We start from the raw sequence: 15,676 nt of genomic DNA on the forward strand, positions 1-15,676 counted from the left end.
CCGCCTTGGCCTGATCCCTGCAACCTTCCCACCACACACATGGTGGGAAGGCCAAGGGGGACGCATGACCCCGAAGAATCGCAAGAAACTCGTAGTTGCCCACTCCACGCGGGAGGGGGCGCCACAGCATGAGGTGGAAACCAATCGTGCGCTGGCGCGCTGGCTGGCGCAGATCCTCGGGCTGAAGTTCGGCGGCAGCTATGACCCCGACCAGCACGCCGACCGAGCCCTCTACCTGTTGCCCACGCAGACCCTGGTCGGCGCGGCCCAGGCCCGCGCGCTGAACGTCAACGGCCCCGAAGACCTTTGGGGCGGCTATGTGGATCACGACTTCATCTGCACCAAAGCCATTAGCCATGGCGTTTTGGGCCCGGATGCGGTGACGCCACCCGGTTGGTCGCCGTTGTTCTGCGAGCGGGTACGCGACGTCGTGCTCGACGGCCTCAGCGTATTTGCCCTCAAGGATGCACGCGAAGCCGCGACACGCTTGCTCTACAGCGGCCCGATCCGTTTGAAACCGGTGCATGCCTGCGCCGGGCGTGGCCAGGAAGTGATCCGCAGTCTCGACGCGTTTGATGCGGTGCTGGCGCGACCGAACGCCGCGCAACTGTTTGAGAGCGGCGTGGTGCTGGAGCAGGACTTGCACGACGTCATCACCCACAGCGTGGGCCAGAGCTTTATTGGCGAGCACGTGCTCAGTTATTGCGGCGAGCAGTTCCTGACACAAGACGCACACGGCGAAGAGGTGTACGGCGGTTCCGATTTAATCGTGGTGCCGGGCGACTACCAAAAGCTGCTCGCCCTCGCGCTGCCGGACGACGTGCGCCAAGCCATAGAACAAGCACAGGTTTTCGACGCGGCCGCCGATGAGGCCTACCCTGGCTTCTATGCCTCGCGGCGCAACTACGACATCGCCCAGGGCCTGGACAGTGACGGCCAGCGCCGCAGTGGCGTGCTCGAACAATCCTGGCGCATGGGCGGGGCCAGCAGCGCGGAAGTCGCGGCGTTGCAAAGCTTCATCAACCACCCCGGCCTGCGCGCGATCCGGGTGTCCTCGGTGGAAACCTACGTGGACCAGGCGCTGCCCGCCGATGCCATCGAGGTGTACCGCGGCCCGGCGGAAAACAGCGAGTTTCTTCTCAAGTACGTGACGGTTAAATCTTATGACGGCTAGAAGCGAAAGCATTGCGATCGATATCGACGACGAACAGATGAGCGCCACCTTCCTGAGCCCCAAATCCAAAGTACCGGGCGTGTTGTTTGTGCACGGCTGGGGCGGTAGCCAGGAGCGCGACCTGGAGCGTGCCAAAGGCATCGCCGGCCTCGGCTGCGTGTGCCTGACCTTCGACCTGCGGGGGCATGCCGGCACCGGTATCCCGTTGTCGCGCGTCACCCGCGAAGACAACCTGCGCGACCTGCTGGCAGCCTATGACCGGCTGCTCTCGCACCCGGCCATCGACACCTCCGCAGTGGCGGTCGTGGGCACCAGCTACGGCGGTTACCTGGCGGCGATTCTGACCTCGTTGCGCCCGGTGCGCTGGCTGGCGCTGCGTGTGCCGGCGCTGTATCGCGATCAGGAATGGCTCAAGCCCAAGCGCGATTTGGACAAGGCCGACCTGATGGATTACCGCAGCACGCTGGTCCACGCTGAGACCAATCGCGCGCTGCATGCCTGCGCGCAATTCACCGGGGATGTGCTGATCGTCGAATCGGAAACCGACGACCATGTGCCCCATGCGACCATCATGAGCTACCGCGCGGCCTGCCAGCAGACGCACTCGCTGACTCACCGCATCATCGATGGCGCGGATCACTCCCTTAGCGATCCAGTGTCCCAGCAGGCCTACACCTCGATCCTGGTGGACTGGATTACCGAGATGGTGGTGGGCGAGCGGTTGAGCATCATCCAGTCTCAATAGGGGATGTTCTTTTGATCGCTATCGCTGGCAAGCCGACACCTACAGGGGAACGCATCGCAATGTAGGCGCTGGCTTGCCAACGATAGCGATCCACCCGGCAACATCTTTCTCAAACCGGTGTCTTCTTCACCCGCAACGCCTTGGCCTTCGCCTCGACACCGACGTACATCACCAGCGCGATCAGCAGCGGCAGAATAAAGTAGATCGCGCGGTAGGCAATCAGCCCGGCAAGCAAACTGCCGCGCGAGGCTTCATGTTGCAGCAGGGCAATAAACACCGCCTCCAGCACGCCCAGCCCGGCGGGGATATGCGTGATCACGCCGGCAATCGCGCTGATCAGTAACACGCCGAGCACGAGCGGATAATCCAGCTTCGCCGGCAGCAAGGTGAAAATCACCGCTGCCATCAACGACCAGTTCAACGCCCCCAGCGCCAATTGCAGGCATGCCATGCGCAGCGACGGCAGGTTGATCTCGATCCCGCGAATCGACCAGGCGCGCTTTTTCGAAAACTGGCAGGCAGCCAGATACCCCAGGCTGGCCAGGACCAGCAACACACCAATGCCCTGCAAGGCACCGCTGCTGACTTTCCACCCTGGCGGCATCGTCACCAAACCGCTGCTGAACACCACCCCGGCCAAGGCCATATAGCCAAACCAATTGGTGGCCAGGCTCAGGCCGAGGATCTTGGCGATGTTGCCAGTGCTCACCCCCAGCCGCGAATACAGCCGATAGCGCATCGCGATGCCGCCGACCCAGGCGCTCAGGTTGAGGTTGAACGCATAGCTGATGATGCCCACTGGCAGGATCTGTTTCCAGCGCAGGGGCTGACGGATGTAGGTGCGGCCGATCAGGTCGAAGCAGGCGTAGACGACAAAGCTGCACGCTGTCAGCCCCCCCGCGATGATCAGCGTGCGCACCTTGAAATTGCCGAGGGTCTCGAACACCTCGCTCCAGTCGATGCGCCGGGCGAGCAGTGTGAACAGCGCGATCAACAACAGGAAGAACGCGACAGTCAGCGGTTTCTTCCAGCGCGCGAACCGAGAACCGCTGGCTTCAGACGTCATGGGGCGAACGCTCGAAAGGTTTCAGGCGGGGCTTGTGCGCCGGCAACCAGCCCGTCAGCGCGGGGAAGTGGCGCATCACATGGAACACCAGGAAACCCACGGTCAGCCGCCACAGCCACAGGCGCGGCTTGCGGTTCTCCGGCATGGTCCGGCAATGCGTGTCAGCGAGTACTTCCAGGCGCTCGTAGAGCTGCTGGTTGAAGGCGCGGTCACGAATCAGCACATTGGCTTCCAGGTTCAACGACAGGCTCAGCGGGTCGAGGTTGCTCGAACCGACGGTGCTCCATTCGTCATCCACCAGCGCGACCTTGCCGTGCAGTGGCCGCTGGCAATACTCGTGAATCACCACACCGTCCTTGAGCAGGTAGTCGTAGAGCATGCGCGCAGCCAGCTTGGCCAGCAGCACGTCAGGCTGGCCCTGCATGATCAGTTGCACGTGCACGCCACGGCGCGCGGCGTTACGAATCTCGCGCAGCAGGCGGTAGCCGGGGAAGAAATACGCGTTGGCGATCACCACGCGTTTCTGCGCCTTGCTCAGGGCGTGGATATACGCCTCTTCGATGTCGTCGCGATGCTGGACGTTGTCGCGATAGATCAGGCGCACCAGGCCTTTGCCTTTCTCGGTGGCCCACAGCGAAGGGCGTTGCTGGCGCCGGCGCCAACCGCGGCGTGTGCGGACCTGTCGACCGCTTTGCGCGAGGGCGAAATGATGCAGGTCGGCCACCGCCGGGCCCGTCACCTGCACCGCGTAATCCTGCTTGGCCTCGGGGCCGAAATCGCCCAGATGGTCGGCGGAAAAATTGATCCCGCCGATAAACGCCACGGCCGCATCCACCACCACAATCTTGCGGTGCAGGCGGCGAAACCAGTTGGTGCGGATGCCCAGTGTCTTGGACGCCGGGTCAAACATCTGCACCGTCACTCCTGCCTCCGCCAGCTCACCGAGAAACCCCGGGCTCAGCTCGCCGCAGCCAAAACCATCCAGGCTTACGACCACCTTGACCCCGCGTTGCGCCGCCTCGATGAGGATGCCCTGCAGCTCGTGGCCGACCTTGTCTTCGAAAAGGATAAAGGTCTCCAGCAGGATCTCCCGATGCGCTTCACGCATCGCTTCGAAGACCCGAGGGAAATACGCCTCGCCGTTCTCCAGCAACTCGACCCGGTTGTCGCTCTGCCAGCCGTAATCCAGGTCGCGGGCCTTGGCTTCATCCGGCGGCTGATCGGTAGCGATGTGTTCCACGGCAACGTTCATAGCTCAATCTCCACCGACAGGGGCGCGTGATCTGACAAATGTGACCAGGGGCGGGCAGTGAGCACTCGCGGGTTATGCACCTTCACGTTGCGCACATAAATGCGGTCCAGCGGCAGCAATGGCAGGCGCGCCGGGAAGGTGCGTGCGGGTTTGCCGTGGGTTTCGATGAACACTTCCTTCAGGCCGCTCTGGCTGAGATCGGCACGCTGGCGCCAGTCGTTGAAATCGCCGGCAACCACCAACGGTGCATCGGCCGGAATCTCGCGGATGCGCTGCTCCAGCAAACGCAATTGCTGCTGGCGATGCACCTCGCGCAGGCCCAGGTGAATGCAGATCGCGTGTACCTCTTGGCCGGTGCCCGGCAGGCGCAGCACGCAATGCAACAGGCCACGGTTTTCATGCCCGCTTTGCGAAATGTCGAGGTTGTCGTAGCGCACGATCTGGAATTTCGACAGCAGCGCATTGCCGTGGTCGCCATGCGGGTAGACCGCGTTGCGCCCGTAGGCGAACTGCGGCCAGATGCTGTCGGCGAGGAACTCGTACTGCGGCATGTTCGGCCAGTCGCTATAGCGCTGGGGATGGCGCTCGTGGGTGCCATGGATTTCCTGCAGGAACACCATGTCGGCACCGATACTGCGCACCGCTTCACGCAACTCGGGCAGGATGAAACGCCGATTCAGCGCAGTGAAGCCCTTGTGAATATTCACCGTCAACACGGTAAAACGCGTTATCGCGGTGGTGGGGGCGATGGGTACCCATTCCGGCTGTGTCATGGCAACACCCCGGGTTCCGGCAACTTGCCGGGTTCGGTGAGGAGGTGCTTATCCAGCCCGAAACGCCCGAGCAACTGGCGGGCATCGAAGGGCGCCCGGACCTTGATGTCGTTGTCGAAAAAACAGAAGACCTCGCGCTGCTTGCGCGCGGCGGGCTTGCGCTGCGGGTCGACCAGGTGCGCATCCGCCGGCTGCTTGCCGTGTGCCCAGCGCTCGATGCGATCACCCCAGCGCTCGAGGGCTTCATCGGTGTAGCCGCTGGCGTACAGCTGCTTGTCGCCATGCAAACGCAGGTAGAGGAAATTGGCGGTGACGTCTTCGAGGTACGGCCACTTGCCGGCGGTGTCCGCCACCACCAGGGCCACGCCGTGCCGAGCCAGCATCTGCACAAACTCAGGCACCGCAAAACTCTTGTGCCGGATCTCCACCGCATGACGCAGGGCGCGCTTGCCATGAGCCTGCAGGCTCGCCTTGCCGTTCAGGCGTGGCTCATGCTGGCGGGCGATGGTCGCGGCTTGCAGCGTGTCAGTGGGCAAATCGGCGAGGAAGGCTTCGAACAGCGGTGGGTCGAAGGTGAAGCTGGGCGGAAATTGCCAAAGGATGGGGCCAAGTTTTTCCTGCAGCTCCAGTACCCCGGAGGCGAAGAAATTCGCCATTGGCTTGTGCACCTCCCGCAGGCGCAGGATATGCGTGATATAGCGCGGTGCCTTGACGCTGAACATGAAGTCTTCAGGGGTGTCGGCGTACCACTCGGCGTAGCGCTTGGGGGTTTGCAGCGCGTAGAACGAGCCATTGATTTCAATGCTGTTGACGGCACGTGATGCAAACTGCAACTCGCGTTTCTGGGTCAGCCCCTCGGGGTAGAAATCCCCGCGCCAGGGCGTGTAGCGCCAGCCGGAAATGCCGATATGAATCGCCGCCATGGTGACTCCCGTGAATGGTGGGTCGAGTGACCTCCGTTCTGGAATGACTGCGCTATTTGCGCGAAAGTTTCCACGGTCCTACAGACGGCACCGGCTAAAACTGTGGGAGCGGGCTTGCTCGCGAAGGCAATCTGTCAGCAATCAATTCATCGACTGACCCACCGCCATCGCAGGCAAGCCAGCTCCCACATGGGGTTGAGGCGTGGCCGGATCAGTGCCCGGAAAAACTGTGGGATTGAAGGTGTTACCGGATCAGTGCTCGGTAAAAAACTGTGGGAGCGGGTTTGCTCGCGAAGGCAATCTGTCAGCAATCAATTCATCGACTGACCCACCGCCATCGCCGGCAAGCCAGCTCCCACATGGGATTTAGGCGTGGCCGAATCAGTGCCCGGAAAAAAACTGTGGGATTGAAGGTGTTACCGGATCATTGCTCGGTAAAAACTGTGGGAGCTGGCTTGCCTGCGATAGCAATCTGTCAGCAATCAATTCATCGACTGCCCCATCGCCATCGCAGGCAAGCCAGCTCCCACATGGGATTTAGGCGTGGCCGGATCAGTGCCCGGAAAAAAACTGTGGGATTGAAGGTGTTGCCGGATCAGCGCCCGGTAAAAACTGTGTGGCTTGCCTGCGATAGCGATTTGTCAGCAATGAATTCATCGACTGACCCACCGCCATCGCCGGCAAGCCAGCTCCCACATGGGATTGAAGGTGCTACCGGATCAGTGCCCGACCACACTGCGTGTCGAACTCTCGGGATACACCGGACCAAGGCGGTCCAGCCGGCCACTCCACGCGGTCAGCGCCAGGGCCACCAGCACCACCAGCCCGCCAATCCACGCCGTGTGGATCAGGCCCATATGGGCCACGATCAATCCACCCGCCCAGGCACCACCGGCGATTCCCAGGTTGAACGCGGCGATATTCAGCCCCGACGCCACGTCCACCGCATTCGGCGTGTGATGTTCGGCCTGGCGCACCACATACACCTGCAGGCCGGGCACGTTGCCGAAGGCGACCGCGCCCCACACCAGCACGGTGGCCAGGGCCAGCCAAGGATTGCTGGCGGTCATCGTCAGGACAAACAGCACGGCCGCGAGCAGGGCAAAGATGATTTTCAACGCGCTGATCGGGCCGCGTTTATCCGCCAGCTTGCCGCCCCAGATATTCCCGGCCGCGACCGAGATGCCATACACCAGCAGCACCAGGCTGACCGTGCCGGCGCTGAAGCCGGAGATGTCCTGAAGGATCGGCGCCAGGAAGGTAAACGCGATAAACGAGCCACCGTAGCCGACGGCTGTCATCGCGTACACCAGCAGCAAACGCGGTTGCTTGAGCACTTGCAGTTGTTGCAGCAGCGACGCGGGTTTGCTGTGGGCGATGTGCTTGGGCACGTAGATCAGGCTGCCGATAAACGCGATCACACCCAGGGCGGACACGGCGAGGAAGGTTTCGCGCCAGCCGAAGTGCTGGCCGATAAAGGTGCCCAGCGGCACACCCGTGACCAGGGCGACGGTGAGGCCGGTAAACATGATGGCAATCGCGCTGGCGGCCTTTTCCTTGGGCACCAGGCTGGTGGCGATGGTCGAGCCGATCGAGAAAAACACCCCGTGGGCCAGGCCGGTAACGATCCGCGCCAGCACCAGCGATTCATAACTCGGCGCCTGCCAGGCCAGCAAGTTGCCAAGGGTGAACAGCACCATCAGCGACAGCAGCAGGAATTTGCGCGGCACCTTGCCGGTGAGCGCGGTCAGCACCGGCGCGCCGATGGCCACGCCCAGGGCGTAGAGGCTGACCAACAGGCCGGCGGACGGCAGGTCGACACCCAGGTCGGCGCCGATGGTGGGTAACAGGCCAACGATGACGAACTCGGTCGTCCCGATGGCGAAGGCGCTGAGGGTCAGCGCGAGCAAGGCAATGGGCATGGCTGCAACTCCGGTGGGTTTCATTCAGGAGCGCAGTGTCTGGTTTTGGCCTGTGCGGAAAAAGCCAGGGATCGGCATTTGATATTTGCCTACAGGTCAAAGATCTCGAAACAGGGGAACGATCAGGGTTCAAACCCGTCAGTTCCTTACACACCCTGTTGATGGAGGCCCGGCGTTTTGCTGAATCTCAAGACTGCATTACTGCTCGGCGCGCTGCTGTTTTGTGGCAGCGGCGCACTGCAAGCCGCGGCCACCGCGCCTGAACCCGAAGCGCCGGCCAAGCCGGAATTGCTCGTCGAAGGCGGCCTGCTCGGTGCCATCAGCTCCAGCATCGATGACGTGCAGGAGAAGCTCGACCTCAATCAGAACCTGATCGATGAATGGCGTTTGCGTGCCGACCGCGCCGCGGATGAAGTCGGCCGGCTGGTCGATCAGACGGCCGAGCGCTCGCCGTGGAGCGTCGCCGGGGATTTCCTGTTGCTGTCGGGTGTGTGGATAGGCGCCTTCGCGGTGTTGACGTTGCTTGCGCGCTTCAGCGTACGGCGCCTGAGCCAGCGCACGTTCATTCAGCAGCGCAAGCGATTGCAGGCGGTGCTCGGGTATGTGCTGCCCTACACGATCCCCGCGCTGATCTGCCTGCCGCTGACCCTCTACGTCAGCCATTTTTTACCCACCTCTATCGGTCGCGCGCTGGCGCTGTGTTTTGCCTACGCCACCAGCAGCGGCATCTTCTCGACCTCGATGCTGCTGTGCGTCATCGTGATGTTCAACGTAGGGCACAAGCGCCCGGCGGTGCAGATCATTCGCGGTTACTGCCCCAAGCCGCTGTTCCTGATCGGCTTCCTCGCTGCCCTCAGTGATGCGCTGACCAGCCCGCAGATCGCCCGTCAGCTCGGTGGCAATATCACCAGCAGCATCGCGGTGTTTACCGGCCTGTTTGCCGCGGTGATCTTCGGCGTGCTGGTGGTGCGCCTGCGCCGCCCGGTGGCGCACCTGATCCGCAACCGACCCTTGGCCCAGCGCCTGAAACACCCGGCGCTGCAACAGTCGCTGCGGGTGTTTTCGGGGCTGTGGTACTGGCCGATCCTGTTGATGGTGCTGGTCTCGGCAATCAACCTGATCGGCGCCGGTGATGACAACCAGAAGGCCCTCCGTTGCGCGCTGTTCACCACCATCCTGTTGATCGGCACGGTGTTCCTCAGCACCGTGCTGCAACACCTGTTCAAGTCGCGCAGCCAGGTGGCGATCCAGCGTAGCAGTGCCTACAAGGAGCGCTTCCTCAGCCTGCTGCACGCGATCCTGCGCATCGCCATGGCGATCGCCTTTATCGAAATCCTCGGGCGTATCTGGGGTGTCTCGCTGTTCGAATTCGCCCAGCGCAATTCGGTGGGCCGCGCCATCAGCGACTCGCTCAGCAGCATCGGGCTGATCCTGCTGGTGACGTGGCTGTTCTGGGTGGTGCTCGACACCGCGATCCAGGAAGCGCTGAAGCCACCGGTGAACAAACGCTCCAGCCGTCAGCCCAGCACGCGGGTCAAGACCATCCTGCCGCTGCTGCGCAATGCGGTGAAAATCATCCTGGTGGTGATCTGCGCGATCACCACCATGGCCAACCTGGGCATCAACGTCGCGCCGCTGCTGGCGGGTGCCGGTGTGGTCGGCCTGGCGATTGGTTTCGGCTCCCAGCAATTGGTGCAGGACGTGATCACCGGCCTGTTCATCATCATCGAAGACACACTGTCCATCGGCGACTGGGTGGTGCTCGACTCCGGCCATGCGGGCACCGTCGAAGGCCTGACCATCCGCACCCTGCGCCTGCGCGACGGCAAGGGCTTCGTGCACTCGGTGCCGTTCGGGCAGATCAAGGCGGTCACCAACCAGTCACGCCAGTTTGCTTATGCGTTCTTCTCGGTGCAGTTCACTTACGACACCGATGTGGATAAGGCCGTGGAGCTGATCCGCGAAGCCGGGCAGTCGATCCGCGACGACGTGTTCCTCAAGTACAACCTGCAAGGGCCGCTGGAGGTGTTTGGCGTCGACAAGATGGACCTCAATGGCGTGGTACTCACCGCGCAATTCCGCACCGTGTCGGGTGGGCAATATGCAGTCAGTCGCGCGTTCAACCAGCGCCTGAAAAAGCTTGTGGATAACTGTGATGAGGTGCACTTCGCGCAGACTTATCCACAGCAGGTGCTGCTGCCCAAGCGCACAGCCCCAGTGGATGAGCCGGATGACGAAGTGCCGGCGTCGGTGGTGCTGACGGAGCAGCCGCGTACCCAGTGATTGATGTCGCCCGGGCTGGCCTCATCGCGGGCAGGCCCGGCGCCCACATTGTCGACCGTGTGAACTCGTTCAAATGTGGGCGCTGGCTTGCCTGCGATGGCGTCAGACCAGGCATCCCTAATGCCTGATCAACTTCTCCTGCACCGCCTGCGGGTCCACCTCCAGCAACACCTGCTGCTTGCCCGCGACCATCACCGCCGCCGGCAACCCATCGCGGTACACAATCCGATTGCCGCTGACCGCCGGCACTTTGCTGCCGGGCAACAACGTGCCTACCAGGTTCAGCGGATCGGCCCCGCACACGGCAATCAGACTCCCATCATGCGGGCGCCGTCGCACCTCACGCAGCAGCGGGATTGCTTCCGGCAACGCAAACTGTTCCCCCGCCAAGCCACTGACAAAGCGCCCGCCGCGAATCTCCCCGCGCGCTTCCAGCCGATGCAACGTACGCAGCAATTCGCGCCAGCTCGGTAACCAGTCCGCCTCGCGCTCCAGCAGCCGCCAGAACACCACGCCGTAGCGGCGCAGCAAGGTCATCGCCACATGCTCCAAGGTCTCTGCCGAGTGCGCGCCGGCGGCGGTCGCGGGACGCCGGATCAGCGCCCAGCGCCCGGCATCGTCCATGCCGCCGACAAACGCCCCACGCCCGCGCCGGCTGCTGCGCGCCTGGCGTTTGCTCGCCGGCGTGGTCAACGCCCGCAGCCCGGCAAAGCTGTCGGCATTCACCAGGCCGGCACCGACCAGTTCCTGCAAGGCGCCTTCCAGTTCGCTGCGCAGCAGGTGGGCTTCGTGCACCAGCTCATCAAAAAACAGCGCGCCATGTTCGCGCAGGGCCAGGTGGACTTTCTGCGCCTTGGGCGACAGCGTCGTGCTGTCGGTGAGTTCGGTCAGCCCGCTCCAAAGCGGCACCTGGCTGCGCGGCAACAGCACCACCGGCGTGCTGCGCAGGGCGATGGCGCTGGCCTTGTTGCTCAAACGCGTCCACACCAGCTTGCCGCTGCGGCACAACTCATCGAGCCAGGTGGAGGAATAATCCTTGAGCCGCGCGCTGAGCAAATCAGTGTCCCAGGCGGACGTGGCAGCGGCGTAGCCTTCGAACTGGCCGACGATCTGCGCCAACATCGCGCTGCCCTGGCCTCGGGTGCTCTCGGACAAGTGCTGCCAATCGAACAGGAAACGCATGAAGTCCTGCAGCGCCACCGGCTCGATTTCCCGGCGCAGGCGCTTGACCGTGTAGCGATGAATGCGCGCCAGCAGGTGGCGTTCGCACCATTGCTCTGCGTCGGCGCCAGGGCTGAAACGCCCACGCAGCACGTAGCCTTCCTGCTCCAGGCGGGCCAACGCCTGCGTGACATCAGCCTCCGGCAAGGCCAGGGGCGCGGCGATCTCGATCAAGGTCAGCGGACCGAAGCCGCCAAGGCGTGCGCGCAGCACTTCCACCAGCGCTTCGTCGTAGGTCCAGGACTCATCGAAGCCCGGGAGCAGCGGCAAGCCGTTGGGATAAATCGCCTGCAAACAGCTCAGGCGCTCGACCGCCACCCACAGGCCGTTGTGCAATGCGTAGGCACGCCCACCTTTGGCCAAGGCGTGCAGCCACTCCGCCCATTGCGGCGTAACTTCGTCAGCGGCGATGCAGGCCAGGCTCATCAACGCCTCATGCATTTCATCCAGGCTGTGGGGCGCAGGCCAGGCTTCTTCGCGGACCCCGGCGATGGCGTCCGCATCCAGTGCGCCAAGGTCGTCGGTGCTCTGCGGGTCGCTCCAGCGCCGGTTGAGCACGGCCTGGGTGCGACGCTCTTCCAACGGGGCATCGTCGAGAAAAGTGTAGGGGCGCGCGCTGAGGATTTCCGCGGCCATCGGCGAGGGCGCCGGCAGGTCACGGCTGATCAAGCGCACGTCGCCGCTCTCCATGCGCCGCAGCAGGGCCAGCCAACCGTCGCTGTCCATGGCTTCGTGCAGACAGTCATCGAGGGTTTGTTCCACCAGCGGATGCGCGGGCACTTCGCGTTCGCCGGCAAGGTTTTCCAGGCAGGCGATCTGGTCGGGGAACACGCTGGCGATCAGGTCTTCGCTCTTCATGCGCTGGATTTGCGGCGCGACCTTGCGCCCGCCGGTATAACGCGGCAGCGCCAGGGCCACGCCGGCATTCCAGCGCCAGCGCACGCCGAACAGCGGCGCGTCCAGCACCGCCTGGATCAGCAGGTGTTCGGCGCTGTGGCTGTTGAGATAGCGCCACACTTCGTCCAGCTCGAAACTGTGGCTGGTGGACAGCGACAGCACGATGGCATTTTCGCTGGCCGCCGCCTGCAGCTCGAAGTTGAACGTACGGCAAAAACGCTTGCGCAGGGCCAGGCCCCAGGCGCGGTTGATGCGGCTGCCGAACGGCGTGTGGATGATCAGTTGGGTGCAACCGGACTCGTCGAAAAACCGCTCCATGATCAACGTGTCCTGGGACGGCAACGCGCTGAGTGCCAGGCGCGCACGGGCCAGGTAGTCGAGGATCTGTTCGGCGCTGGCGCGGTTCAGGCCGAGGGTGTCGGTGAGCCAGTCCTGCGCCGGTTGCAGGTCACCGGGGCTGGCGCTGAGCAGCGAGTCCAGCTGCCCCTGCAAACGTGCCACGGCCGCCGACAATTCATGGCTGCGCCCCGGCGCCTCGCCGAGCCAGAACGGAATGGTCGGTGGCTGGCCGTGGGCATCCTCGACGCGCACCTTGCCGGCCTCGACCCGCAAAATCCTGTAGGACGTATTACCGAGTTGGAAGATATCCCCGGCGATACTTTCCACCGCGAAGTCTTCGTTGACGCTGCCGATGTTCAGGCTCTGCGGCTCCAGCAACACGCTGTAGTCGGCATTGTCCGGGATGGTGCCGCCGCTGGTCACGGCGGTCAGCCGGGCGCCCCGGCGGCCGCGCAGGGTATGGGTCACGGCGTCGCGGTGCAGGTAGGCGCTGTGGATGCCCTGGCGACCGTTGTAGCCGTCGGCGAGCATCTGCAGCAGCGCCTGGTAGTGGCGCTCATCCAGGTCGGCATATGGCGCCGCGCGGCGAATCAGCGCCAGCAGCGCCGCTTCCGACCACTCCTGGGCGCTGACCTCGGCGATGATCTGCTGGGCCAGCACGTCCAACGGCGCCACGGGAATGTGCAACGTGTCGAGTTCGCCCCGGCGTACGCAGTCGAGCAGGGCGGCGCATTCGATCAGGTCATCGCGGGTGGTGGCGAACAGACGGCCCTTGGGCGTGCCGCCAACCTGGTGGCCGGAGCGCCCGACCCGTTGCAGAAAGCCGTTGATGGACCCTGGCGAGCCGATCTGACACACCAGGTCGACGTCACCGATATCAATCCCCAGCTCCAGCGAGGCGGTGGCGATCAGCACTTGCAGCGCGCCGGCCTTGAGCCGTTGCTCGGCGTCCAGGCGCAGTTCCTTGGCCAGGCTGCCGTGGTGGGCGGCGACAGCGTTCTTGCCCAGGCGCTCGCTCAAGTGTCGGGCCAGGCGCTCGGCCAGGCGCCGGGTGTTGACGAAAATCAGCGTGGTGCGGTGTTCGCGGGCCAGCGCAGCGAGGCGATCGTAGACCAGCTCCCAGACATCATTGGCCATCACTGCCGACAGCGGCACCGGCGGCACTTCGATATCCAGGTCGCGGGGGCGGGCATGGCCGATGTCGACGATGTCGCACGAGCGGCCCGTGCCGACCAGAAAGCGCGACACGGCCTCGATAGGTTTCTGCGTGGCCGACAGGCCGATGCGGGTCAGCGGTTCGCCGCATAAACCCTGCAGGCGCTCCAGGCTCAGGGCCAGGTGGCTACCGCGCTTGCCGGCGGCGATCGCGTGGATTTCATCGACGATCACCGTGCGCGTGCTGGCCAGCATTTGTCGGCCGGAGTCCGAGCCCAGCAGCACGTAGAGCGATTCCGGGGTGGTCACCAGAATATGCGGCGGGCGCTTGCGCATCAGCGCCCGGTCTTTTTGCGGGGTGTCGCCGGTGCGTACGGCGGTGCGGATCACCAGCGGCGGCAGGTCCATGGCCTGCAGGTGCTCGGTGATCCCCGCCAGCGGGGTTTGCAGGTTGATCTGGATATCGTTGGACAGCGCCTTGAGCGGCGACACGTACACCACCAGCGTTTCGTCCGGCAGCTGCCCACCGTGGGCCAGGCCCTGATGGACGAGGTCGTCCAGCACCGCCAGGAACGCGGTCAGCGTCTTGCCCGAGCCGGTGGGGGCGGCGATCAGGGTCGAGCGGCGTTGACGGATCAGCGGCCATGCCTGGGCCTGCGCGCTGGTCACCGAGGGGAAGGTGCTGCGGAACCAGGTGCTGACGGCGGGGTGGAAGCCGTCCAATACCGTGTCCGTTGATTCGGGAAGGTTCATGACTCTTATATGCAACCCATGAGGTCAAGTTGCAACCCCCGCACTTTATCCGTGACGGTTGCGCTACAAACCCGCAAAATGCAACGATTCTGGAATACACCTACGGCTGGCTCACGGGCCTGCCGACAATAACCATCGTTCCAAACAGACCGGGCCTGCTCAATCTATGCGAATGCGCCTTATGTTACTGGGCGGCGGGAATGCCCTCGGGCAGGCGCTGATTCGCCTCGGTGCAGAGGAAGACATTGGTTTCCTCGCACCCAAACCGCCCACCGACGGCTGGGATGCCGCAAGCCTCACCCAATTGCTCGACGACACCCGTCCCGATGCGTTGATCAACCTCGCCTACTATTTCGACTGGTTCCAGGCCGAGGCTGTCAGCGAAACCCGCCTGGCTGCCCAGGAGTTCGCCATCGAACGCCTGGCCGAACTGTGCCAGCACCACAACATCACCTTGCTGCAACCGTCCAGCTACCGCGTGTTCGATGGCTCCCGCGCCACCGCCTACAGCGAAAAAGACGAGCCGGTGCCCTTGGGCCTGCGCGGCCAGGCGCTGTGGCGTATCGAGCAAAGTGTGCGCGCCACGTGCCCGCAGCATGTGCTGCTGCGCTTTGGCTGGCTGCTGGATGACAGCATCGACGGCACGCTCGGGCGCTTCCTCGCGCGGGCCGAGAAGCCGGATGAATTGCTGATGGCAGATGACCGTCGCGGCAACCCGACGCCGGTGGACGACGCCGCGCGGGTGATCATCTCGGTGCTCAAGCAACTCGATTGTGCCGCGCCGCTGTGGGGCACTTACCACTACGCCGGGCATGAGGCGACCACGCCGCTGGCCCTGGGCCAGGCGATCCTGACCGAGGCGCGCAATTTCCACCCGCTGGCTATCGAGGCGCCCACCGCCCAGGCCCACGCGGCCCGGCCGGATGCCGGCGACGAACCGCAGCACGCGGTGCTCGCCTGCAAGAAAATCCTCCACACCTTCGGCATCAAGCCACGGGCGTGGCGGGCGGGGTTGCCGGCGTTGCTGGATCGGTTCTACCGGCACGGCTGACCCAACCCCAAAACCAACGTGGGAGCGGGCGGGTGTGGGAGCCGGGCTTGCCCGCGATAAAATCGCCTCGGTCTGTCAGTTGCACCGAGGCGATGCTATCGCAGGCAAGCCAGCTCCTGCAC

The 15,676-nt window shown here is 63.9% G+C and carries 10 protein-coding genes; 4 read left to right on the forward strand and 6 right to left on the reverse strand.

The window, feature by feature from the left end; all coding sequences use genetic code 11:
* The first annotated feature begins 64 nt into the window (after positions 1 to 64).
* Both QMX97_RS13055 and QMX97_RS13060 read left to right on the forward strand, forming a co-directional pair.
* Complete coding sequence (locus QMX97_RS13055) at positions 65 to 1,174, forward strand: DUF3182 family protein (protein WP_282397039.1); 1,110 nt, start codon at positions 65 to 67, stop codon at positions 1,172 to 1,174.
* A complete protein-coding gene (locus tag QMX97_RS13060) occupies positions 1,164 to 1,919 on the forward strand; it encodes an alpha/beta fold hydrolase (protein ID WP_016969461.1) in 756 nt (251 codons plus the stop codon). The genes QMX97_RS13055 and QMX97_RS13060 overlap by 11 nt, the downstream gene beginning before the upstream one ends.
* A 109-nt stretch (positions 1,920 to 2,028) precedes the next feature.
* Here the strand turns inward: QMX97_RS13060 and QMX97_RS13065 are convergent, their stop codons facing one another.
* The 5 genes from QMX97_RS13065 to QMX97_RS13085 form a co-directional block, all read right to left on the reverse strand.
* Entirely contained in the window at positions 2,029 to 2,985 is a 957-nt protein-coding gene (locus QMX97_RS13065) for a lysylphosphatidylglycerol synthase domain-containing protein (protein WP_282397040.1), read from the reverse strand.
* Entirely contained in the window at positions 2,975 to 4,237 is a 1,263-nt protein-coding gene (clsB, locus tag QMX97_RS13070) for a cardiolipin synthase ClsB (protein WP_201145980.1), read from the reverse strand. Before clsB ends, QMX97_RS13065 begins: the two co-directional genes overlap by 11 nt.
* On the reverse strand, positions 4,234 to 5,010 hold the full coding sequence (locus QMX97_RS13075; protein ID WP_106802500.1) for an endonuclease/exonuclease/phosphatase family protein: 777 nt from the start codon (positions 5,008 to 5,010) through the stop codon (positions 4,234 to 4,236). Before QMX97_RS13075 ends, clsB begins: the two co-directional genes overlap by 4 nt.
* Positions 5,007 to 5,933, reverse strand: a complete 927-nt coding sequence (locus QMX97_RS13080; protein WP_282397041.1) for a DUF72 domain-containing protein — start codon at positions 5,931 to 5,933, stop codon at positions 5,007 to 5,009. Before QMX97_RS13080 ends, QMX97_RS13075 begins: the two co-directional genes overlap by 4 nt.
* Positions 5,934 to 6,652: 719 nt before the next feature.
* The gene (locus QMX97_RS13085) at positions 6,653 to 7,855 is read right to left on the reverse strand and encodes an MFS transporter (RefSeq protein WP_106802502.1); all 1,203 of its coding nucleotides are present in this window, start codon (positions 7,853 to 7,855) and stop codon (positions 6,653 to 6,655) included.
* A gap of 177 nt (positions 7,856 to 8,032) precedes the next feature.
* Between QMX97_RS13085 and QMX97_RS13090 the strand changes: the two genes are divergently transcribed.
* Positions 8,033 to 10,138, forward strand: a complete 2,106-nt coding sequence (locus QMX97_RS13090; protein ID WP_106802503.1) for a mechanosensitive ion channel domain-containing protein — start codon at positions 8,033 to 8,035, stop codon at positions 10,136 to 10,138.
* Positions 10,139 to 10,255: 117 nt separating this feature from the next.
* On the opposite strand, the gene QMX97_RS13095 is transcribed toward QMX97_RS13090, so the two are convergent.
* The gene (locus QMX97_RS13095) at positions 10,256 to 14,503 is read right to left on the reverse strand and encodes a DEAD/DEAH box helicase (protein WP_282397042.1); all 4,248 of its coding nucleotides are present in this window, start codon (positions 14,501 to 14,503) and stop codon (positions 10,256 to 10,258) included.
* A 166-nt stretch (positions 14,504 to 14,669) separates the two neighbouring features.
* On the opposite strand from QMX97_RS13095, the gene QMX97_RS13100 reads away from it, so the two are divergent.
* Complete coding sequence (locus QMX97_RS13100) at positions 14,670 to 15,554, forward strand: sugar nucleotide-binding protein (RefSeq protein ID WP_083221509.1); 885 nt, start codon at positions 14,670 to 14,672, stop codon at positions 15,552 to 15,554.
* The last annotated feature ends 122 nt before the right edge of the window (positions 15,555 to 15,676 follow it).

Origin of the sequence: Pseudomonas sp. PS01298 (assembly GCF_029959745.1) — a bacterium.
In the GTDB taxonomy this organism is placed as follows: Bacteria; Pseudomonadota; Gammaproteobacteria; order Pseudomonadales; family Pseudomonadaceae; genus Aquipseudomonas; species Aquipseudomonas aylmerensis.